The following is a 20,834-nucleotide window of genomic DNA, read 5'->3' on the forward strand; positions in this document are numbered from 1 at the left end:
CTCCTTTGTGTCGCTTTGATGGCAGGGGTTAACAGGTGTCGTACCAGAGCTTTTCAGCGGTGTCCGCACAGTCCGTCAGGGCTTGTGCAGTGTCGATGAGGTGCGCGGTGTCCCAGCGGTCGTCGCGCAGAGCCATTTCTCTCGCGATTAGCGGGGTTACTTCGGACGTGCCTCTCCCGCTTCGGCTGGTGACGCGTTCGACGGCAGTGTCGACGGATGTCCAGCAGGCAATCTCGAGAAACGCCGACTTTGTGCCGGAGGCCAGCTGTTCGGCTCGAAGCCGCTGGCGTGGATTTCTCCAGGTTCCGTCGAGGATCACGGACTGGCCACGCGCCAGTAATATCTTTGCGCGCTCGAGTGTTTCGCGATAAACCGCGTCGATCTTCTCGGGTTCGTAGAGGCCGGAATCGAGCACGCCGGGCGGTCCGTCGATCGCACCGTCCCGCCGTAGTTCGCGTCGAACGTCGTCGGTGGAGATCACCTCGGCGTCGACCCGATCGGCGAGTGCTCGCGAAAGTGTCGTTTTGCCGGTTCCCGGTGCACCCCCGACGAGGACGAGACGGATCGTGGCTGAGCGCAGATGATCGAGCGCCAGCGAGAGATGGCGTGGTGCATGGGCCGTCGCCTGGGCATCGCCCTGGGCGTAGCGCATGCAATCCACCTTGGCCCGCACGATCGCGCGATAAGCGATGTAGAAGTGTCGCAGCGACATCGGCGCATGATCGTTTGCCGAGTAGCTGTAGGCGTCGAGGAAATATCCAGCCAAGTCCGGGCGCCCCAGAAATTCCACATCCATAGCCAGGAATGCTGCGTCGTCCAGACCATCGACGTACCGGAGGCGCTCATCGAACTCGAGGCAGTCCAGGAGGACTGGACCGGTCTCCATGCAGAATATGTCGTCGGCGATCAGGTCGCCATGTCCGTCGACGATGCGGCCATCGACGATGCGCTCCGCAAACAATGCCGAGCGACCACCGATATATTTGCTTGCCGCCCTATCGATGGTGTCGAGGATGTCTGCCTGCGTCAGCGGCTCGCCGATGTGATGCAGTTCCGCCAAATTCTCACGCCAGCGGGCATGGATCGCCTCAGACGTCGCTTGGGCATCCACCGCCGCTGACCGGTGGGCGCGATAGTGAAAGCTCGCCAACACTTCTGCGATTTTCGTGAGTTCATCCTGTGCGAGATTTCCCGTTCTCAGCATTGTGGCGAGGCGGCGCGAATCGGGGTAGCGCCGCATAACGATCACAGGCTCGGCGGCATCACCGAAAGGGGCGCTGAAGTGTGCGACGCCCAAATACGCCGCAGGGGCGAGACGGCTGTTGAGGAGCACCTCGCGGGCGCAGACTTGCTCGCGGCGTTCGGTAGTACTGAAATCCAGAAAATCGGTCGCGACGTGTTTCTTGGCTTTGTACGCCTTGTCGTCGACCAGCACGACAAGTCCGGTGTGCGTCTCGCGGACTTCAGCGCGAGGAGTCTTCGTTCTCACGGCCAATTCCATGGCTTGATCCTGTTCCGCCGTCGGGAGTTGTCGTAGCGCCGGAGGCCATCGCCACCGGGGTTGAAGGTCATTGCCTTGAAGGGCCGAAAGTCCCGTGAATGGGCGACGATATCGGCGCGGGACCAACGGCCCTAGGTGCTCTGCGACAGGCGCATTAGCGTCGGTGATGAAACTCGAGCCAAGGACCTGTCATGCAGCAGACGGCGCCGGATGTGGGGGTAATCAAGAACGCGGTGAAGTTGGCGAGCCGCGCGCCGTCGATACATAACAGCCAGCCCTGGCATTGGGTCCACGACGCGGGTTCGCTTGAGCTGTTCGTAGATCGGTCACGGCTCGTGTACGTTGCGGACAGCTCCGGACGAGAGGCGATCCTGAGCTGCGGTGCCGCACTCGATCACCTTCGGGTCGCGATGGCCGCGTTCGGCTGGCGGACGAAGGTCTGCCGATTTCCCAACCCCGGCAACCGTGCTCATCTCGCAACAGTCAACTTCGATGCCATCGAGTTCGTCGACGAAATCCAATACAAGCGGGCCGAGGCGATCCTGGAACGGCGCACCGACCGGCTTCCCCTGTGGCCGCCTAGCTTTTGGACAGTATTCGAGCCTGAGCTGCGCAGAACCATCTGCGACAGCAGCGCGGTCGAATTAGACGTGTTGTCGAACGAAGTCCGGCCGCAGCTTGCTTCGACATCATTCTCGGCGAGGATCCTGCGTAGTCAAGAACCGGGATACCAAGCCGAAATACGTTGGTGGACTGCCCCATATGTCCTATCAGAAGGAGTACCTCCAGAAGTCATCCCGTCATCGTCCGAATCGCTCCGCCTCGACATCGCACGAGACTTTCCCGCTGGCGTCGACTCGGACCGGCGCCGTGGACTCGGAATGGACGCGTCGATCATTCTGGTGCTGTCCACGCGAGAAGACAGTCGAGCAGACGTGCTGCAGTGCGGTGAGGCGCTGTCTAGTGTGCTGTTGGAATGCACTGTCGCTGGTCTGGCGACCTGTACGCTGACCCACCTCATCGAGTTATCCGAAAGCCGGGACATAATCAGAAGTCTCATCGGTCGAGGACGCCAACCGCAAGTGCTGATTCGCGTCGGCGCAGCACCTCCGGTGGAGAACTTGCCGGCGGCGACACCTCGACTGCCACTCGATGAGATACTCGAGTGTCGCTGATTGACCCACCGGGTCCGAGTTGACGCACGCAGGCATCACGAGCCCAAGGTTTCCATACTTGACGACCTTTGGCGCTTTTGCCGTATGCGGCGGAATCTTAACGTTGTCGACATGACGACCGCTGAATCCGTTGCCGTTCTGTCGGCGAGTGAAAGCTGGGATCTCCTCGCGAGCGCGGCATTAGGGCGTCTGGTCACCAGCGTCGCAGGCCGGCCCGAAATTTTTCCCGTGAACTTCGTCGTTCAAAGGCGCACAATACTTTTCCGTACCGCGGAGGGTACTAAATTGGTGAGCGCCGCGGTCAACAACCAAGTTCTTTTCGAAGCGGACGACCATGACGTCAGCCAAGGATGGAGTGTCGTCGTCAGGGGCACAGCCCGGATGCTGCGAACTCGCGAGGAGCTGGAGCAGGCCGAACGCACACAACTTTTGTCGTGGACTGCGACGTTGAAGCAGCATTACGTACGGGTGTTGCCGGTCTCTATCACCGGTCGACGCTTTCGATTCGGCCCTGAACCCGATTGCGACTCCTCGTTCGCGTGATGTTCAGTCGCATCACCGATGTCCGACTTTCCGAGCTCATCGAACGATAATCGTTGGCGCATACGCGGATTGGGCTATCGCAGAACTCACTGAGCCCAACAACATCCCGGCAAACCCACCGCGACCACGGCTGCCGACTACGACGAGTTGTGCATGTTGAGACTCCTCTATCAGCCAGCGGGCTGGCTTGTCGCACTCGAGACGTCGTCGGACTTTAACGTCGGGATATTCTTGTTGGTAACCCGCCAGGCGTTCGGCCAAGACTTCGGCGCCTCGAGTTTCGTAATCGCGCCAGTTCATGCCGAGGATCGGGAACACAGCAATGTCGCTCCAAGCGTGCAAGGCAACGAGATCCGTTCCGCGGCGCGACGCCTCTTCGAACGCCAACGCGATAGCTCGGTCGGATGCCGGTGATCCATCGACGCCGACCAACACCTCGCCCGCTCGGTTCGTGTCACCGTGAACGATCGCGACCGGACAGTGCGCATGGTGAATGGCACCATCGCTGACGGAGCCCAGCAGTAGCCGGCCCAGGGACGTCATTCCGCGGCTGCCCAGCACGACCATCTGGGCGTCAGTCGTGGCAACGATGATCATGGGAATCACTGGTGAGCAGACGACTTCGGTGCGTAGATCGAGCGCCGTGGTCGCTTCCACGGACGACAGCGCCGTCTTACGGGCGTTCTCAACGATGTGATGGGCGTCGGCTTGCCGTACACGCGTGATCTTCGATTGCTCGGGAAGCGAAGCCCATTCCGGGGCCGGCTCGACGATATGCAGCAAGCTGAGCGGTACACCGCGCATCACCGCTTCGCGTGTTGCGAAGCCGATGGCCGCGTCCGAGTGGGCAGACCCGTCGATGCCGACCAATATTCCAAATTTTGTTGCAGACATCGACATTTGCCGATCCTCCGTTCCAGATGCTGGACAAGCCGCTTACGGACCGGCTTTCCGTGGCAGTGAAGCGACCAGCGGGGTGTCCGTTTTGATTGGCCCAAGCGCCGAGGCGCCACCAGGCGATCCCAGCGAGTGGTCACGGTGCGGCAGAGTCGTGAAGAAGAATGCCGCGTTGTCGACGAGATACTGCCGCTGGTCCTCGGGGAGGTCTGTTTCGTAGAAAATCGCGTCCATGCGGCAAATCGACTTGCAGGCACCGCAATCCACACACTCGACCGGATTGATGTAGAGCGAACGAGCCCCCTCGTAGATGCAATCGACCGGGCAATCCTGCACGCAGGACTTGTCCATGACGTCGACGCAGGCACTGCCGATCACATAGGTCATGCTGCGAGCCTATTCACGGCCACAGGTTCAAAGCTGCCGCCCAAAGGCCACTTTCGGCGGGACTATCGGCCCTCCGTCGTGGTTGTCGCTCGAGGAAGGCTTCCAGCACTACGGCTGGTGGCGTAATGCTCTGACGGCCGGTCTCAGCGCGATGGACGATGGCGACTATGCGATGCACCAAGGTGGCCACTTCCTTCGGCGAGCGGCGGCAGGTTACTCGGCTGCAGTCGTACCTGATCGCGGTATCGGTGTGCGATCTTTTGCGTCACCCATGGCCTCACGCACGAAGGGGGGCAGCAAAGCTGAGCCAGAAGGCATACCAAACAGGGACTTTCGGCACCTGCCTGCGCTGAGCTTGGCCGATAACCTTCTCGGAGGAGTTTGGCCCTGTCCGCGACGACCTAGTGATAGAGCTGGAGATCCGATGTGCAGCAGCCAGCCGGGGCTTGCGGTGGTGGTGGGAGTGGACAACTCTGCCGCGGCCCGGCGCGCGGCCGTGTGGGCTGTCGACGAAGCCGTCAGTCGCGACATCCCGTTGAAGCTGGTGCACATCCTCGAGCCTGAGAGCAGCGATCTCGCGGGCCTCGTCGCCAAGCGCAGTAGGGGCGAGATCGCGATTCGCCAAGCTGTCAGCGCCATCGAGACCACCGGCAAACCAGTGAAGCTTGAAAGCGAAATCCTCTCGGGTGGAACAGCTGGCATGCTGATTCGTCTCTCGCGTCGAGCCGTAATGTTGTGCGTCGGTGCTGTCGGATCAGACCCGGACCACCATGGGTTGATCGGTTCCACCGCCGTGGCCATTGCCGGATCGGCGCACTGCCCGCTCGCCGTCGTTCATGGAGCGGCGCCGCTGGCGTCGGCTGCGGCCAATTTGATTATGGTGGCTACGGACGATTCGCCGGACGACGGTGTTCTGCTGCATACCGCCGTCCGGGAGGCCGCACTTCGCGCCGGACCGCTTCGAGTCATCACGTGCTGGAGACCTCCGCACTCGGATGTCGAGACCACGAAAGAAGGCGATCGCCAGATACGGGCGCAGCTCGAGCGCCGGCTAGCCCGTTGGCGGCATGCACATTCCGGGATTTCGGTCGAAACCGTCCCCGTGCATGGCGACCTCGCCGACTACGTCAGGACCCACGCGGCTGAGCTGCAGATGCTGATCGTGAGCGCGCGCGGTCCCGGCCACGTTCGAGACGTCGTCGGACCTGTGTGCAACGCAGCCCTCGCGCGTGCCGCCTGCACGGTGTTAATCGTCGATCGTCTGCACCTGTGAAGCGAGAGCGAGCATGATTGGTACCGATCGAAACACTGATGGCGGCTACGAGCTGAAGGAGGGTCCGCTGTGGTGGTGAAGGTTTTTCTTGTCGATGATCACGAGGTCGTCCGTCGTGGGATCGTCGATTTGCTCAGTGCCGATCCGGAGTTAGACGTCGTTGGTGAGGCCGGTTCTGTCGCGGAGGCGATGACGCGGATAGCAGCTACCCGCCCAGATGTCGCCGTCCTGGACGTTCGGCTACCGGACGGCAGCGGCATTGAATTGTGCCGGGATCTGCTGTCTGACATCGAGGATCTGCGTTGCCTGATGCTGACGTCGTTCACCTCCGACGAGGCGATGCTGGATGCCATCCTGGCCGGCGCAAGCGGCTACGTCGTCAAAGATATCAGGGGCATGGAACTGGCGCAGGCAATCAAGGACGTCGGCGCGGGTAAGTCACTGCTGGACAACCGAGCCGCGGCAGCGTTGATGGCGAAACTTCGTGGTGCCGCTAAGCGCAACGACCCACTGGATGGCCTGACCGACCAGGAGCGCACTTTACTGAGCTTGCTCAGCGAGGGTTTGACCAACAAGCAGATCGCCGCCCGCATGTTTCTCGCTGAGAAGACGGTCAAAAACTACGTCTCGCGTTTGCTCGCCAAGCTGGGAATGGAGCGCCGCACGCAAGCGGCGGTGTTCGCGTCAAGACTCGGGACCACCGACCGGCCTCCACGATGACGACCCAGGAGACCACCTCGATGTCGCCGCGGTGGCATGACCGAAGCAACTGACCGAGCGGGTGCGCCCCACCCGCGGCGAGATACGTTGTCGCAGCTACGATTGCGCGAATTGCTCGCTGAAGTACAAGAACGTATCGCACAGGTCGTCGATGGCCGAGATCGCCTCGACGGCTTGATCGAGGCGATGCTAGTGGTTACGTCGGATCTGGATTTAGACACCACATTGCGAACGATCGTGCACACCGCCATCAACTTGGTCGACGCCCGTTACGGCGCGCTCGGCGTCCGGGGATCCGGCGCCGAGTTGGCGGCATTCATTCACGAGGGTATCGATGATGAGACCCGTGAGCGTATCGGGCATTTACCGGAGGGGCGCGGTGTTCTCGGAGTCTTGATAGACGAACCCCGACCGATCCGATTAGACGACATCGGGCACCACCCGGCCTCGGTGGGATTTCCGCCCAATCACCCGCCGATGCGTACTTTCCTGGGCGTGCCCGTCCGCATTCGCGAGGAGGTGTTCGGCAATCTTTATCTGACTGAGAAGGCGAACGGTCACCCGTTCAGTGAGGACGACGAGGTAGTGGTCGAGGCGCTTGCCGCCGCCGCCGGAATAGCCATTCAGAACGCCCGTCTCTACGAACAGTCGATGGCGCGGCAGGCGTGGATCGAGTCGACTCGTGATATTGCCACCGAGCTGCTGGCCGGCACCGACCCGGCGACCGTCTTCCGGCTGGTCGCAGACGAGGCCCTCAAACTGTCTGGGGCTGAGCTGAGTCTGGTTGCGGTGCCGATCAAACCGGACGCAGAGTCGCTCCCCGCAGACGATCTGCTTGTGACGGATCTGGCCGGGCGTGTGCCCGATTTCGTCCAGTCACCGACGGTGGCGATTCACGGGACGCCGGTCGGTGATGCCTATCTGGACCGAATTCCGCGTCGGTTGGACCAGCTGAAGCTATTGATCGGTGAAGTGGATGTCGAAACCGGGCCTGCGTTGATTCTGCCCTTGCGCACCGCTGACAGCGTCGCCGGCGTGCTCATCACGGCGCGGCCTGCGGGTGCTGCGCCGTTCAGCCCTGACCAAGAAGAAATGCTGGCCGCGTTCGCCGACCAGTCGGCGCTTGCATGGCAACTCGCAACCTCGCAACGCGCGGCCCGAGAGCTCGACGTCGTCGCAGACCGTGACCGCATCGCTCGAGACCTACACGACCATGTCATCCAGCGACTATTCGCCATTGGTCTGGCGCTGCAGGCGACGATCCCGCGGGCGCGGACACCGGATGTCGAGCAACGACTGACGGGCTACGTCGATGACCTCCAAGCGGTCATCGAGGAGATTCGGACAACGATCTTCGACCTGCACGGGCCGGCGATCGGAATGGCGCGGCTGCGTCAGCGCCTCGATGAGACGATCGCCCAACTTTCAAATGAAACCTTGGAGATCACAACGCAATTCATCGGGCCGCTGTCGGTGGTCGGTGCCGACTTGGCGGGTCACGCTGAAGCCGTTGTGCGCGAGGCGGTGAGCAGCGCTGCTCGCCACGCACACGCCAGCCAGCTTCACGTTACGGTCAAGGTCGACGACGCCCTGTCCATCGAGGTCGCGGACGACGGCCGCGGGATGTCGGAACGCACGAAACGCAGCGGCTTGATGGATATGCGTTACCGCGCTCAAAAAGCCAACGGCTCTTTGACTATTGACACTCCGGAAGCCGGGGGCACGGTGCTGCGCTGGTCGGCACCGCTGTTCTAGACCGGGAACGTCACTCGGATCAGAGCCCTTCGACTCTATGCCCGGCCGGTGATTCGGACCATGCTCGGTGTCAGTATCCCGTACAGAAATCGGTAGCCCGTATGATCTCTCACCTTCCGGATCACGCAACTGTCCGCACCGTCTTATCCCTTGCGACCCGAGCTCCGTCGGTCCACAACACACAACCGTGGCACTGGCGAGTGGGCTCGGACAGCCTGCACCTCTACGCAAATCGCCGCCTGCATCTACAGAATACCGATCCCGACGGGCGCGACCTGATTGTCAGCTGCGGAATATCGTTGCACCACTGCCTGATCGCGCTGGCTGCACTTGGATGGCAAGGGAAAGTACATCGCCGCCCGAACGTCAATGATTCTGAACACCTTGCGGCGATCGAGGTTCGACGGCAAGCGCCCAGTGAAGTAGACGTGACCTTGGCTGCGGCGATCCCGCGTCGTCGCACCGATCGGCGCCCCTACAGCCCCTGGAATGTCCCTGGCAGCTACGTCACCCAGATGGGCGCGCGCGCCGCCCGGGCGGGGGTGATGCTGCGACAGGTCGAATCGTTGCCGGGCTTGCAGGAGATCGTCGCGCAAGCGGCTCGGCGACACGCCTCTGACGTCGACTATTTGGCCGAATTGACGACCTGGAGTGGACGCTACGCCTCGGTGGCTGGAGTGCCGGCCCGCAATACCCCTCCTGTCGGTCTGGGCGCCCGGGTATCGCGACGAGCATTTGCAGGTCCGGCGCTCGCGAAACCACCTGACGCAGAATCAATTAAGGACAACGCTATCGTGCTAGCGCTCGGCACCCGGCACGACGGCCTGGTGCAGTGGCTTCGGGCAGGGGAAGCCACCAGTCTGGTGTTACTGAGCGCAACGGCGCTCGGCCTGGCGACCTGCCCGATCACCGAACCCTTGGAGATCGCCGAGACACGCAACTTGGTGCGTAACGAGGTATTCGGCGACGGTGGCTACCCGCAGATGTTGTTGCGGGTCGGCTGGGCACCGGTCGATGCCGACTCGCTGCCTGCGACGCCACGCCGCCCACTCGGAGACGTCGTGAGATACATCGATGGATCAGTCTTCGTCCAATAATTTCGCAACATCCGACAGATCGACGTCCATGTGTACGACACCGTTGACGGTGCGTACCCGGCGCGCCTCCATACCTGCATCGCGGAGCACCCTGAACAGCAGGTGGTTGCAGGTCAGGACATCTGCGACCAGGTGCTGAATTCCATTGGCCTGCGCTATTTGAGCGAGCCGCCGAAGCATGAGCGTTCCCACGCCGCGCCGCTGGTCGCCGTGCGAGACGACGACAGCGACTTCCGCCGTCGCAGGTTTACCGCACATCGCGTAATTGGCGACGCCGATCAGCGTGCCGGACTCGAAAGCACCGAGCGCGAAGTCATCGCCGCGACCATTCGTCAGCTGGCCGGCCAGAGCTCTCAATCGCACCGGCTGCATCGTGAAGAAGCGCAGGTAACGTTCTCGCTGATTCAGAGCGTCGTGCAGTGCGAGGACGGCTTCAGCATCGGCCGGTTTCAGGTGCCGAATCACAACCCAGGCACCATCGGCAAGTTTTGCGGCGAAAGCCCGCTCCGAAATATTCTTCTTGGCTTCAGTTCCCCACATGATGGCTCGCTGGAGTCAGCAGGATGACGGACGGACGATGAGGACCGAGCATTCAGCGTTCCCAAGAACCGGATGACGGTGCGGACCGACGAGCCGGGCGATCTGGTTGACGTCGCTATCGCCCAGCACGGTGAGCTGAATGCGTCTGTCGCTCACGGCAAGGAAGTCGGCAATGTCGCAGTGAGTTCGGGCTGTGTGCAACTCGATGTTGGGATAGCGGTTGACCCACAACTGCATTCGACGGGCCATTTCCTCGGCGGTCATCTCGGCGAGGTCGCGTCGCCAGACGCCCAGCGCCAACAACGGCGCATGACGGAGCTGTGCCTCCAGCATGGCTTGCTCGACGACAACATCGTTGCCAGTGCAGTCCATAACGGCGACGGCGATCAGGGATTTACCTTTCGTGTGCCGGGTGCTCTGGCTGCGGATGATCGCGACCGAGCAGGGCGCAGCTTGGGCGACCTCCGCCGCGGTGGAACCAACGACTAGCTTCGCGACACGTCCGATCCCTGTCGAGCCCACGCAGAGCATCGCGGAGTTGCAAGATTCCTCGACGAGCCCAGTTACGGGATCACCGTGCAGGATTGCCGTTTCGACTTTGGCGTTTTTCCCAACGGCGGCCACTGCAGCGGCGGCAATCCTGAGCGCGGTCTCGCCGTACTCCTGCTCCATCCGTTCGTTGCCGACCGAGGCGAAGGGGGCGGGCTCCGCCTGCCTGGGGATGACGTACACCAGTCGCAACGGAACTTCGCGGTCGACGGCTTCATCGACGGCCCACTCTGCGGCTTGAATGGCGGCCTGGGATCCGTCGATTCCGACGACAACAGGCGGCCGATGACCCCTCGGACTGCCAAGCACCGACGATTTCATTGCTGCACCCTGAGAACTTCGGACAGCTTCCGTCGTGGCGTGGCTGGGGGAGTCTTCTCGGTCGCCGGTACGACACCCACGCGGACCAGGATTTGGGGAAGCGCGTCATGGTTCATGTACGACTGGATCAGCTCACGCGCAACGGCCACCTCGGTCACGTGCGTAATCGGGCAGGTCGCTAGGCCCGCCATCGTGCATTCGAGGAGGACAGACGACAAGACCTCTCCGGAAGCCAGCGCGTCTGCAGGCTCGTAGTTATCAGTCGATATCAAGAGGATTTTGGCATGGTCCTCGGGAATCTCCAGGCGCCGCTCAGGTCTCCGGTGGGTAGGGAACACGCGACCGATGCCGACGCGATCACCCTCGGTTGCCGAGACAAGCGCACTGTAGGGAATACCCTCAGAATTTTCGAATGGTGCTGTCCACCAACATAGCTCGTCGTGATACACCGTGTTGTAAAGCCGCAGCGATTCGGCGAGCTCGGCGGCCTTGATGAGCTGTGGCCGGATCCGCTCCGGCAGCACCTCGAGGTGGACGGTTCCGCTGTTGACGCAGCTGACTGCGATCGGTTCGAACGCATCCCACTCGGTCACCGCGCTGAAAGGCAACCGGTCGGTACGACGCTTCCAAACTGCCTGAGCCCGAAGCTTATCGCGGTCGCTCACGTAAGCGAGGGGGCTGAATGTGAACGTCGCCAAGTGGTTGGAATTGGCAGGATTCGGAAACCTCTCGACGTGCGAGAGCCATCCGACGCCGGCCATCGCGACCCGAAGGTGACCCAGGGTTGCTCCGCATCCGATCAGAGCTTGTCGTGCGGAATGATCGGTCGCCATGACTCGGCTCGGGTCGAGAAATAACTGGACTTCTCCGCGGCAGAGCACCCATTGCCAAGGCTGGCTGTTGTGCAGTGACGGAGCCCGGCACGCCGCACCGATCGCATTCTCGATGACTTCGTCAGTTGCCGTGATCTCGGCCATCTTCGAACCTTCGCCGTTGCGCATGACGTCAATGCTGCGTCGTCGTCGCCAACGCGGAAAGGGTCATTAGTCCTTGATGGAGCGCTCGACGGTCCGGCAATTACCGACCAATGTCTTTGACAGCGGGGACTTTCCACTCTGTGACCGTTTACCCGCGGGGTGGTCGGATGCTAACCGGGGACCGACGAGTCTCCGACCAACATGGTTGCAACAGCATACGGAGGCACTGCAATGAGTTATTCTTCCCAACCACTTCAGCACCGCACCCGGATGTTTGCCCGGGTGATCGGCCCGTACCTGATCGCGGTCGCGGCCGCGGCTGCGCTGCGGCCCACAGAGATGAAGAGCATGCTTGCGCTCTTCGAGGACAATCCGCTCTGGTCCTGGGTGACCGGCGCCTTCATTTTGTTGCTCGGCCTGGTGACCATCGCCCTTCATTCGTACTGGCATGGCGTGGCGGCGGTCGTGGTGTCGGTCGTGGGTTGGATGGTCGCCGTCAAAGGCCTGATGCTGGTGACCTTTCCCCACAGCTACTTCGGAGTTGCCGACTCGGCGATCGATGCGGTGGCATGGTGGCAAACCGGGGCTGCGGTGTACGTGTTCGTCGGCATCTACCTGACCTACGTCGGGTGGATCCCGCAACGGGTTCGGCCGTCATCACAGGTGGCGGTGTCAACCTCCGATATCCGGCGCGCCGCCTGACCGTGTCAGGGCCCCGAGCGACGAGCCCCGTTACGGGCGTTCGTCGCTCGGGCAGATCCAGTTCGTGGGGCGAATCCAATAGTTCATGACACGAAGCCAGTGGAGACTACGATGGTCAATTTTCCTGTTGCACCGCACAACGAATATGTTGCACCGCGCAACGAGTACGTTTGGCAGCCAACCAGCCGGCCCATTCCTCCTGCAGCTCAGAGCTTTTGGCCGACGGCTGTCGAGTCCCGGCGGACGGGTAAATGGTTCGCTGCCGCTGCGGCCTTGGCACTGCTGGTGGCCTCTACGACAGCCGTGTTGCTTCTCACTGGCCGCGTGGACGAGGTCAAAGCGATCCATACGCCAATTGCTGATAATTCTGCGTTGCAACGCTGGTGGGCAGGGGCGCAGAACGATTTCACTGATCTGCACAACGCATCCGACGAGGTGGACCAGGTATTCCAGCAGTTTCGTCCGGGCCTGCTTGTGGCTGCATGTCACCATCTGCACGACGCCGCGGCAGTCGGGCTGCGGGGCGACCTGCCCAGCCCTGATGCACACGTCACCGCTGAATTGCAGGCGGCGACAGAGGACTTTCACTCGGCTGCGCATCTTTGCCTGGCAAAGTTCGCCGGCTCGAAGATCAACTACGACGGCGAATTCTTCTCGTCGATCGCTGAGGCGAACAGGCACATGCAGGCGGCTCAGAATTTGATCAACAGGCGGTTGACTGACGTGTAGTCCCGGCCGCGTCGGGTGCACCGCTTCGACCGGCGGGCCGTGCCACGATCACTGGCACGGGGGCCGAGTGCACCAGCGCCATGCTCACCGAGCCCAGCAGCGTTCCGGCGAGTGCTCCGCGGCCATGGCTGCCCACGACGACGAGCTGAGCCGTCTGCGACTCCCGCATGAGATGAAAGGTCGGCTGATCCGGCTCGATCACGCGCCTTACTGCGACGTCGGGGAATTACTCCTGCCACCCCGCTAGTCGCTCGGCGAGGACGCGCTTCGCCGCCGGCTTTAAAGCCGGCCAATCCACGGCGGGGAAATCGGTCACCTCGACATCGCTCCATACGTGCAGCGCGGTGAGACCAACACCGCGCCGTGAGGCTTCGTCGAAAGCGATACCTGTCGCCAGATCCGACACGGCGGAACCGTCGATGCCTACCAGGACAGGTGCGCGGGCTAGATCTGCCATCGGCGGATCCTCGTCGTGAATCACCGCGACGGGGCAGTGCGCTTGACGGACCACACTGGAACTCACTGAGCCTAGAAGTCCGCGCGCCACGGGCCCGTGTCCTCGGGAACCGACAACGAGTGTCTGCGCTTTTCCGGACAGTTCAACCAGGGTGGGAATCACCGGCGAGAACAGCACGTCCATGTTGAGGTCGATGTCTCGGCCTCCCGCTGCACGCGCGATGTCGGCGCCGTCGTCCAGTGCTCGCTGTCCGTGCTCTAACAACCACCGCAAGAACGTCGGCGACGAATGGTAGGGCACTGTCGCCCCTACCGGCTGGACGATGTGAACCAGCATGAGAGGGACGTTGCGCATCGCAGCTTCACGCGCCGCCCAATCGACCGCGTACCGAGACGCAGCCGACCCGTCGGTGCCGACCACGATGCCGGGTTGGCCTTTGGCAGAGAACATCTGATCCTCCTAGGCAGAGCTGCTGATCAGTAGGACTGATTTGTGCGCCCGTCCTCATCATCGACAAGACACTGAATGTCGCGATCCCACTGTTGATCCCGCAGATGTGCCGCATATCCTCTTAAGGCACTTCCGGTTAGCACGATGATCAGAAACAAGATCCACCAGGAGACAGCAGCAACGAGTACTGCGTTAGCACCCGCTAGCGACGGCGATGTCGGCGCATCAACATGATTTCCGCTCGGGTCAATCCAAATTGGCACCGAGGCACCAGCTTTGAGCGGACTGTCCCAGACCATGGAGTCGGTGTGCTTGACACCGTTGGCGTGCCACCGCACAACGACGTCGAACGACTCCTGGTCGCCAGAGGGGCTCGGCGTGCTGTCCTCGATCACCGTGGCAGTGACCGCGTGCCGGGTTATGGCCTCTTCTTGATACCGGCGCGACTCGACATCATGAGCCAGCGTGCCGATTACTCCCGCGAACGCGGCCGCGACAACCACCAGAACGACCGCCAACGGCATGACCGCCGCATCAAGGCGGTCGCTTGCGCGCATGAGCGGATTTCGGCTGAACACACGCAGCACCGGCCACGCGGCCGGCCGGATCAAGAAGCTGTCCACGGTGATCCCACCTCTGACGAATTGCGATGTTGCCGAACAGCTTGCGCGGTACGCCGCCACGAGCCGTAGGGTCCAACGTCCACGGCGCAGAGGTCCTCTGCCTCCTGCTTGACAGTTTGACGATGGATAGCGTCGTCGCCGTCCCCCTGGCGCAGGAGCAGAGCATGACCACCGCAACGTCACCCAGACCCGTTGTCGTCGCAATCGACGGATCAAGCGCCGCGATCGGCGCCGCAGTGTGGGCGGCCAAGGACGCCCTGCATCACGACGTCCCGCTCCGGATGGTTCACGTCGTTCACATCGAGCAGCCTTCCGATTCTGCAAGCGGATATTCCATCGATGACGAATACGCGGAAACGTCTCTGCGCGAAGCATGTTCGGCGGTCGCGAAGACCGGGATCGGCGTACAGATCGAGACCACCGTGTTGCACGGCGGGATCGAATCACTTCTCATCGAGGAGTCCAGAGGCGCAACCCTGATCTGTCTGGGGTCCACCGGTATCGGTCGCATATGCGCCAAGGTGCTCGGATCGACTGCAGCGACCGTCGCGGAACGCGCCTGTTGCCCGGTCGCGATCATCCGGTGCGCCCATGACGAGGAAACGACGGAATCCGGCTTCATCGCTGTCATCGTCGACGATTTGACTGGTGATGGGGAGGCCATGCTGTGGGCTATGGAGGAAGCTCGCGTGCGACACGCCCCGGTGCTCGCGCTGGGCAGTTGGCCGTGGCCGCTTTTCGACATCGATTACGAACGGTTCGGTCAACGACTCGATCATTGGTTGCGGCGGTATCCGGACGTGACGGTGGAGATCGCAACGACGCGCATGAGCGCAATGCGGTACCTCGAGAGCTACGTCGGTGCTCTCCAACTCGTCGTCATCAGCGACGAAGACCCCCGCCAGGTCATGGATCTGGTGGGCCCACGCACGGTGTCGATGCTCAAGCACGCCAACTGCTCCGTGCTCGTAGCCCGACCCACGGCACCGACGACCGCAGCTCGCCGCTATCAACGCGAGCCCGAGACGGAGACAGTTCCCTCATGACCGAGGTGCGGAGTGACAGCAGAACAAAGCCGACATCGGGACCGCTGTCCGACGATCAACTGCGGCTCGTCGACGGTTACTGGCGGGCGGCGAACTACCTGTCCGTGGGCCAGATCTACCTGCTGGACAACCCGTTGCTGAGGCAGCCGCTCACGCCCGAACACGTCAAGCCGCGTCTACTGGGGCACTGGGGTACTACGCCGGGCCTGAACCTGCTTTATGCGCATTTCAACCGCATCATCCGCCTGCGCGATGTCAACGTCATCTTCATCACGGGACCGGGGCACGGCGGACCCGGATTGGTCGCCAACTCCTATCTCGAGGGTACCTACAGCGAGGTGTACACCGGTATCGAGCAAGACGCGGACGGGATGCGAAAGTTGTTCCGCCAGTTCTCATTTCCTGGCGGAATCCCTAGCCACGTCGCTGCTCAGACCCCTGGATCCATCCACGAAGGCGGTGAACTCGGTTACTCGCTGGTGCACGCCTACGGCGCGGCGTTCGACAACCCTGATTTGGTGGTCGCCTGTGTCATCGGTGACGGCGAAGCCGAAACCGGGCCGCTGGCCGCCAGCTGGCACTCCAACAAATTCCTTGACCCGATCACCGACGGGGCGGTGCTGCCAGTCCTGCACCTTAATGGCTACAAGATCGCCAATCCGACTGTGCTTGCACGCATTCCGCACACCGAACTGGAGTCGCTGCTGCGCGGCTGCGGCTATCGCCCGATCACAGTTGCCGGTGACGATCCGGCCGAGGTACACCAGCAGCTGGCAGCTGCACTCGATGACGCTTTCGACGACATCGAAGCGATCCAGCAGGCCGCGCGCAGCGCTACGGCGACGGAACGTCCGGTATGGCCGATGATCGTCCTGCGGACTCCGAAAGGTTGGACCGGACCAAAGACGGTCGACGGCAAACAGGTGGAGGGTACCTGGCGAGCACACCAGGTGCCCCTTGCCGGAACACGGGACAATCCCGCCCACCGCGCGCAGCTCGAGACCTGGATGCGCAGCTATGAGCCCGAGCAACTTTTTGACGCCGATGGCGGACTTCGGCCCGAGCTTCGCGCCCTGGCGCCGGAGGGTGATCGTCGGATGAGCGCCAACCCGCACGCCAACGGCGGCTTGCTGTTGCATGACCTGGACCTACCTGACTTTCGTGACTATGCCGTCGCGGTCGAACATCCGGGCAGCGGATCCCACGAGGCGACAAGGGTTCTCGGCAGTTTCTTGCGCGATGTGATCGCTCGAAACCGCGACCGATTCCGATTAATGGGACCCGACGAGACCGCATCCAATCGCCTGGACGCGGTATATCAGTCGACTGACAAGGTATGGCTGTCGCACACGCTGCCTGTCGATGAACACCTTTCGGCCTCCGGCCGAGTAATGGAGGTGCTCTCCGAGCACCTATGCCAAGGCTGGTTGGAGGGATATGTACTGACCGGGCGGCACGGGTTGTTTAACTGCTACGAGGCGTTCGTGCACATCGTCGACTCGATGTTCAACCAGCACGCGAAATGGTTGTCGACAAGTCGGGAGTTGCCCTGGCGCCGTCCGATCGCGTCGCTGAATTATCTCCTCAGCTCACACGTGTGGCGCCAAGACCACAACGGCGCATCTCATCAAGACCCCGGTTTCATCGACCTGGTAGCGAACAAACGCGCCGAGGTCGTGCGCGTCTACTTGCCGCCCGACGCCAACACCTTGTTGTCGGTGACAGATCACTGTCTGCGTAGCCGCGACTACGTCAACGTCATTGTTGCCGGCAAGCAACCTGCGCTCGACTATCTCGATATGGACGCCGCGATCGCACACTGCACACGGGGGCTGGGCATCTGGGAGTGGGCGAGTACCGGGACCGGCGAGCCCGATGTGGTGCTCGCTTGCGCGGGGGACATCCCGACCCTCGAGACGCTGGCGGCCGCCGACATCCTGCGACGGGAGCTGCCCGAGCTTCAGGTTCGGGTGGTCAACGTCGTCGACCTGATGCGTCTGCAGCCGGACTCCGAACACCCGCATGGGTTGCCGGACAGGGAATTCGACGCAATATTCACCATTGATAAACCAGTCATCTTCGCCTATCACGGCTACCCGTGGCTCATTCACCGCTTGACGTACAGTCGCACCAATCACGCTGGCATGCACGTGCGGGGATTCAAGGAGCGTGGCACCACCACGACGCCGTTCGACATGGTGATGCTCAACGATCTGGACCGGTTTCATCTGGTCATGGATGTCATCGACCGGGTCGATGGCGTGGCGGCCCGCGCCGCCGTGCTGCGCCAGCAGATGGCCGATGCACGGCTGGCCGCGCGACGCTACACCCGAGAGCACGGTGAAGATGACCCCCTTGTCGCGCGCTGGAGGTGGGGACCAGAGGGAGCAGAACGGCCGAAGTGGTTGACCGGAAGGCGGTCAGACCACCAATGAGAACGATCTGCGCAACGGAAACCTTCTATCAGAAGCGAGTGGCGAGGTGATCCACACCGCCGAACCGCACGGCGGTAGCCCTGTTGCAGACCGCCAATCTAAAGACCCGGAATCGCGTTAATGCCAGGATCGAAAAGCCTATTTGAGTCGCTCAAAGTGGCCTTGCGAACGAGTGGCTTGAGGCCTGACGGATTCGGGATTATCGGCGACCACCACCGGCGAGAGCGCCGCGTACTCGAGATCACTCCCACCAGGGCTCTGGCTCTGGATCGTGATCGAGCTCTTCCCGTCGCCATGAGGGTCGCCAGTAGGCGTCGGCCTCGTCGGCTCGTTGCTGCCGTAACGCGGCGTAGCGGTCGATATCGCGCTGACGCTCGTATGCTTTCAACTCCGCCTCGCGGACGGCTTCGTCGAGTCGTGTTGATCCCTCTTCGGCACTCAGAATCGGGATGCCGAGCTTGCGCGCTGTCGTGTGTCGGGAGTCGGTGGCGTTCGGTGTGTCACTGACCATCCATTTCACTGTCTTGGTGATGTTGACGGCTAGTTTGGCACCGTAGGATTCGGCGTGCTTGCGCAGTTCGATCACCTCGCTGCGGTCACCTTCGACGGCGATGCGGAGTCCCCGGAGGTAGCGGGCTTCAGCGGGTGGCACCGGCTCGGCGCATGCTTGGATGACATCGTTGATGCGCTCGGCCAGATCGGACAAACCCAGGGCGTCGGCCAACAAATACATTTCGCGGCGCTCGACCGGCGCCAATGCGGTCCAATCGGCGTCTTTAGTGTCGGGATATGCTGCTTCCCAAGCCTTTTGGTGGAGTCCGCGTAGCTGTGGGCCCGTGAGCCTCGTCAGGCGTGCCTGTCGGGTGAGGGCGTCGGCTTCTTCGTAAGTGAGTCGTCCGTCGTGCACAGCCTCTGCCAGAAGGGCCATGTACTTCTTGACCTGCACGGCGTCACCGGTGCGAGGCTTCGGCGATTGCGGGAACGAGTCAAGCAGCTCCGCGACTGAGCATCGCGTGAGCGGGACGGGCCGGCAGCTTAGGGGGCATTCTTGGACGGTCATTGCTTCGTCCGTCGTTGGGCCATGCGTTAAGTAGAGCGGCCGCGGTGCGTTGCGCAGCAGCCAGAGCAGCACCTCGCGCACCGCGCGAGCATCGCCGAGAGCGGTATGTCGGTGATCCGACCATCCCCCAGTTGCGGTCTTGTACATCGCCGTGAGACTGAATGCGCGGCCCTCGAGTTGTCGGCGCGAACTCTGAAGAGTGCACACGTCAACCAATGTGGGCAGCGGGGTATTAGTGCGGCGGGCCGCCGACGCGAGGAATCGATCCTCGAAATCGCAGTTGTGGGCGACGAGGATCGTCCCTGCCATGAATGCCAGGGCCTCGTCCAGAACTTGTTTTGTCGTCGGTGAACTGACCAGATCGGCGTCGTCGATGCCGTGAATAGCGCGCGCAGCGGCATCGGATCCGGGATTGTTTACTAGAGTTGCGAACTCGTCGATGGTCGTGCCATCGGCCGTGAACTTAACAAGCCCGATTTCTACGATTCGATCGGTGAGAGCATCCAGGCCCGTGGTCTCAAGATCGATGGCGGTGAAGGTTGCAGCACTCGCCGGATACGGTGTCGTCCTGCGGGTGAGGTTCGCGCGAACGAGGCCTGCGCCGAGTGTCGCTGGTGGCGGTCGCCTCTTTGTCGCGCCGACAATCCTGGAGGGTTCCCGTGCCGGAACGGACGGCGGGGCGATTACCTGCCGATGTTTCGTTGCAGGAGGTGCTGGTGGTGGTGCCGTCGGCGTGGCCGCGATTGTCGGTGCGGGCGCGCTCGTCACTGCCTGAGACACCTGTGCGGTTGCGTCCTGGCGTGACACCTGTAGTTGCCATAGCAATCCCTGGTCACTGGCGAAATCAAGGGTGCCGTAACGCATTATCGGCAGCACGCGATTGTTGTTGAATCGGCGGTCCGGGCCGCCTTTCACGTTGACGTACTGCCATGTTTGGTCGACCTGCACCGCGTCACTAGGTGTGGCGCCCTCCTCGATGAACCGCGTGTCGCCGGCACGCACGTTCACCTGCGTGTAAGTCAGATCGCTGAAGTGATTACCTTCCCGCACCAAGAGGCGGTCTGGCAGAAAGTACAAAGCACCCTTCCCTGCCGTGACCGCCGGGACAGCGATGTTGGTCGACAACTCCTTCGGGCCGGAAGTGGTCGCGGAAGCCATGACGCGGTTGAGCAGCCGGCTTGCACCGGAGTTCGTCTTGAACTGATATGTGGTTGCGATGTTGCCCGACTGAATTACGCGCCACATCTTTTGCGACCCGGTTAGCCACGCCCAGGTGCGCACAAGCGAGTCGAACCAGACGAAGTGCTCATTCTCCACGTCGTAGAACAGGATTACCGTCTTGCGGGCGCGGTCGTTGAGCACCAGCCACACGCATACCGGCGCCAGCACAGCCCACACGATGAAGCCAAAGGGCATCGTCAGCAGGCCAAGAAGGACCGCAGCACCGGTTGCCCACCACCCCCACGCGGTACGCGCGGCTGCGGCATTGAGCTGTTCTACGACGTCACCACCGCCTGTGGGCACCAGTTCCAAGGCGGTCGCGCCCGTGACGTCCTCCATGATTACGCCACTGGGACGGAAGGCAACTGGTGATGTA

General features: G+C 62.1%; 18 protein-coding genes and 1 pseudogene. 10 read left to right on the forward strand and 9 right to left on the reverse strand.

The window, feature by feature from the left end:
* Positions 1–28: 28 nt before the first annotated feature.
* On the reverse strand, positions 29–1,501 hold the full coding sequence (locus CYU59_RS09230; RefSeq protein WP_292988453.1) for a bifunctional aminoglycoside phosphotransferase/ATP-binding protein: 1,473 nt from the start codon (positions 1,499–1,501) through the stop codon (positions 29–31).
* A gap of 191 nt (positions 1,502–1,692) precedes the next feature.
* Between CYU59_RS09230 and CYU59_RS09235 the strand changes: the two genes are divergently transcribed.
* Both CYU59_RS09235 and CYU59_RS09240 read left to right on the forward strand, forming a co-directional pair.
* Positions 1,693–2,676: an NAD(P)H nitroreductase gene (locus CYU59_RS09235; RefSeq protein ID WP_292988455.1), complete on the forward strand. Its 984-nt coding sequence runs from the start codon at positions 1,693–1,695 to the stop codon at positions 2,674–2,676.
* A 111-nt stretch (positions 2,677–2,787) separates the two neighbouring features.
* Complete coding sequence (locus tag CYU59_RS09240; protein ID WP_292988457.1) at positions 2,788–3,219, forward strand: pyridoxamine 5'-phosphate oxidase family protein; 432 nt, start codon at positions 2,788–2,790, stop codon at positions 3,217–3,219.
* A gap of 36 nt (positions 3,220–3,255) precedes the next feature.
* Here the strand turns inward: CYU59_RS09240 and CYU59_RS09245 are convergent, their stop codons facing one another.
* Both CYU59_RS09245 and fdxA read right to left on the reverse strand, forming a co-directional pair.
* Positions 3,256–4,119, reverse strand: coding sequence for a universal stress protein (locus tag CYU59_RS09245; RefSeq protein ID WP_292988459.1), 864 nt, complete (start codon positions 4,117–4,119; stop codon positions 3,256–3,258).
* Between the two features lie 36 nt (positions 4,120–4,155).
* Positions 4,156–4,503: a ferredoxin gene (gene fdxA, locus CYU59_RS09250; RefSeq protein ID WP_292988461.1), complete on the reverse strand. Its 348-nt coding sequence runs from the start codon at positions 4,501–4,503 to the stop codon at positions 4,156–4,158.
* Positions 4,504–4,927: 424 nt separating this feature from the next.
* Here fdxA and CYU59_RS09255 point away from each other — a divergent pair, with 424 nt between their 5' ends.
* From CYU59_RS09255 to CYU59_RS09270, 4 genes are all read left to right on the forward strand, one after another.
* A complete protein-coding gene (locus CYU59_RS09255) occupies positions 4,928–5,776 on the forward strand; it encodes a universal stress protein (protein ID WP_292989023.1) in 849 nt (282 codons plus the stop codon).
* 72 nt (positions 5,777–5,848) lie between these two features.
* Entirely contained in the window at positions 5,849–6,496 is a 648-nt protein-coding gene (locus CYU59_RS09260; protein WP_292989024.1) for a response regulator transcription factor, read from the forward strand.
* A 36-nt stretch (positions 6,497–6,532) separates the two neighbouring features.
* Entirely contained in the window at positions 6,533–8,251 is a 1,719-nt protein-coding gene (locus tag CYU59_RS09265) for a GAF domain-containing sensor histidine kinase (RefSeq protein WP_292988463.1), read from the forward strand.
* A 101-nt stretch (positions 8,252–8,352) separates the two neighbouring features.
* Positions 8,353–9,348 carry an NAD(P)H nitroreductase gene (locus CYU59_RS09270; RefSeq protein WP_292988465.1) on the forward strand — a complete coding sequence of 332 codons (996 nt, stop codon included), beginning with the start codon at positions 8,353–8,355 and terminating at the stop codon, positions 9,346–9,348.
* On the opposite strand, the gene CYU59_RS09275 is transcribed toward CYU59_RS09270, so the two are convergent.
* Genes CYU59_RS09275 through CYU59_RS09285 form a run of 3 tightly spaced genes read right to left on the reverse strand, consistent with a single transcriptional unit; the run spans position 9,331 to position 11,759 of the window.
* A complete protein-coding gene (locus tag CYU59_RS09275; RefSeq protein ID WP_292988467.1) occupies positions 9,331–9,888 on the reverse strand; it encodes a GNAT family N-acetyltransferase in 558 nt (185 codons plus the stop codon). The two genes, CYU59_RS09270 and CYU59_RS09275, sit on opposite strands and share 18 nt — an antisense overlap.
* Positions 9,889–9,903: 15 nt before the next feature.
* A complete protein-coding gene (locus tag CYU59_RS09280) occupies positions 9,904–10,758 on the reverse strand; it encodes a universal stress protein (RefSeq protein WP_292988469.1) in 855 nt (284 codons plus the stop codon).
* Complete coding sequence (locus tag CYU59_RS09285; protein WP_292988471.1) at positions 10,755–11,759, reverse strand: NAD(P)H nitroreductase; 1,005 nt, start codon at positions 11,757–11,759, stop codon at positions 10,755–10,757. The genes CYU59_RS09280 and CYU59_RS09285 overlap by 4 nt, the downstream gene beginning before the upstream one ends.
* Positions 11,760–11,966: 207 nt before the next feature.
* On the opposite strand from CYU59_RS09285, the gene CYU59_RS09290 reads away from it, so the two are divergent.
* Together CYU59_RS09290 and CYU59_RS09295 are read left to right on the forward strand one after the other, a co-directional pair.
* Positions 11,967–12,437, forward strand: a complete 471-nt coding sequence (locus tag CYU59_RS09290; RefSeq protein ID WP_292988473.1) for a hypothetical protein — start codon at positions 11,967–11,969, stop codon at positions 12,435–12,437.
* 111 nt (positions 12,438–12,548) lie between these two features.
* Entirely contained in the window at positions 12,549–13,166 is a 618-nt protein-coding gene (locus CYU59_RS09295; protein ID WP_292988475.1) for a hypothetical protein, read from the forward strand.
* Here CYU59_RS09295 and CYU59_RS09300 read toward each other — a convergent pair.
* Together CYU59_RS09300 and CYU59_RS09305 are read right to left on the reverse strand one after the other, a co-directional pair.
* Positions 13,141–14,073 (reverse strand): annotated as a pseudogene (locus CYU59_RS09300) (universal stress protein). The gene CYU59_RS09295 and the pseudogene CYU59_RS09300 overlap by 26 nt on opposite strands.
* A gap of 26 nt (positions 14,074–14,099) precedes the next feature.
* Positions 14,100–14,696 carry a hypothetical protein gene (locus tag CYU59_RS09305; RefSeq protein ID WP_292988477.1) on the reverse strand — a complete coding sequence of 199 codons (597 nt, stop codon included), beginning with the start codon at positions 14,694–14,696 and terminating at the stop codon, positions 14,100–14,102.
* Positions 14,697–14,818: 122 nt separating this feature from the next.
* On the opposite strand from CYU59_RS09305, the gene CYU59_RS09310 reads away from it, so the two are divergent.
* Together CYU59_RS09310 and CYU59_RS09315 are read left to right on the forward strand one after the other, a co-directional pair.
* Entirely contained in the window at positions 14,819–15,742 is a 924-nt protein-coding gene (locus CYU59_RS09310; RefSeq protein ID WP_292988479.1) for a universal stress protein, read from the forward strand.
* Positions 15,739–18,177 (forward strand): phosphoketolase family protein, encoded by a 2,439-nt coding sequence (locus CYU59_RS09315; RefSeq protein ID WP_292988481.1) that lies wholly within the window; start codon positions 15,739–15,741, stop codon positions 18,175–18,177. Before CYU59_RS09310 ends, CYU59_RS09315 begins: the two co-directional genes overlap by 4 nt.
* A 241-nt stretch (positions 18,178–18,418) precedes the next feature.
* Here the strand turns inward: CYU59_RS09315 and CYU59_RS09320 are convergent, their stop codons facing one another.
* Complete coding sequence (locus CYU59_RS09320; RefSeq protein ID WP_292988483.1) at positions 18,419–20,797, reverse strand: 3'-5' exonuclease; 2,379 nt, start codon at positions 20,795–20,797, stop codon at positions 18,419–18,421.
* Between the last annotated feature and the right edge of the window lie 37 nt (positions 20,798–20,834).

It is taken from the genome of Mycobacterium sp. (assembly GCF_002863225.1).
In the GTDB taxonomy this organism is placed as follows: domain Bacteria; phylum Actinomycetota; class Actinomycetes; order Mycobacteriales; family Mycobacteriaceae; genus Mycobacterium.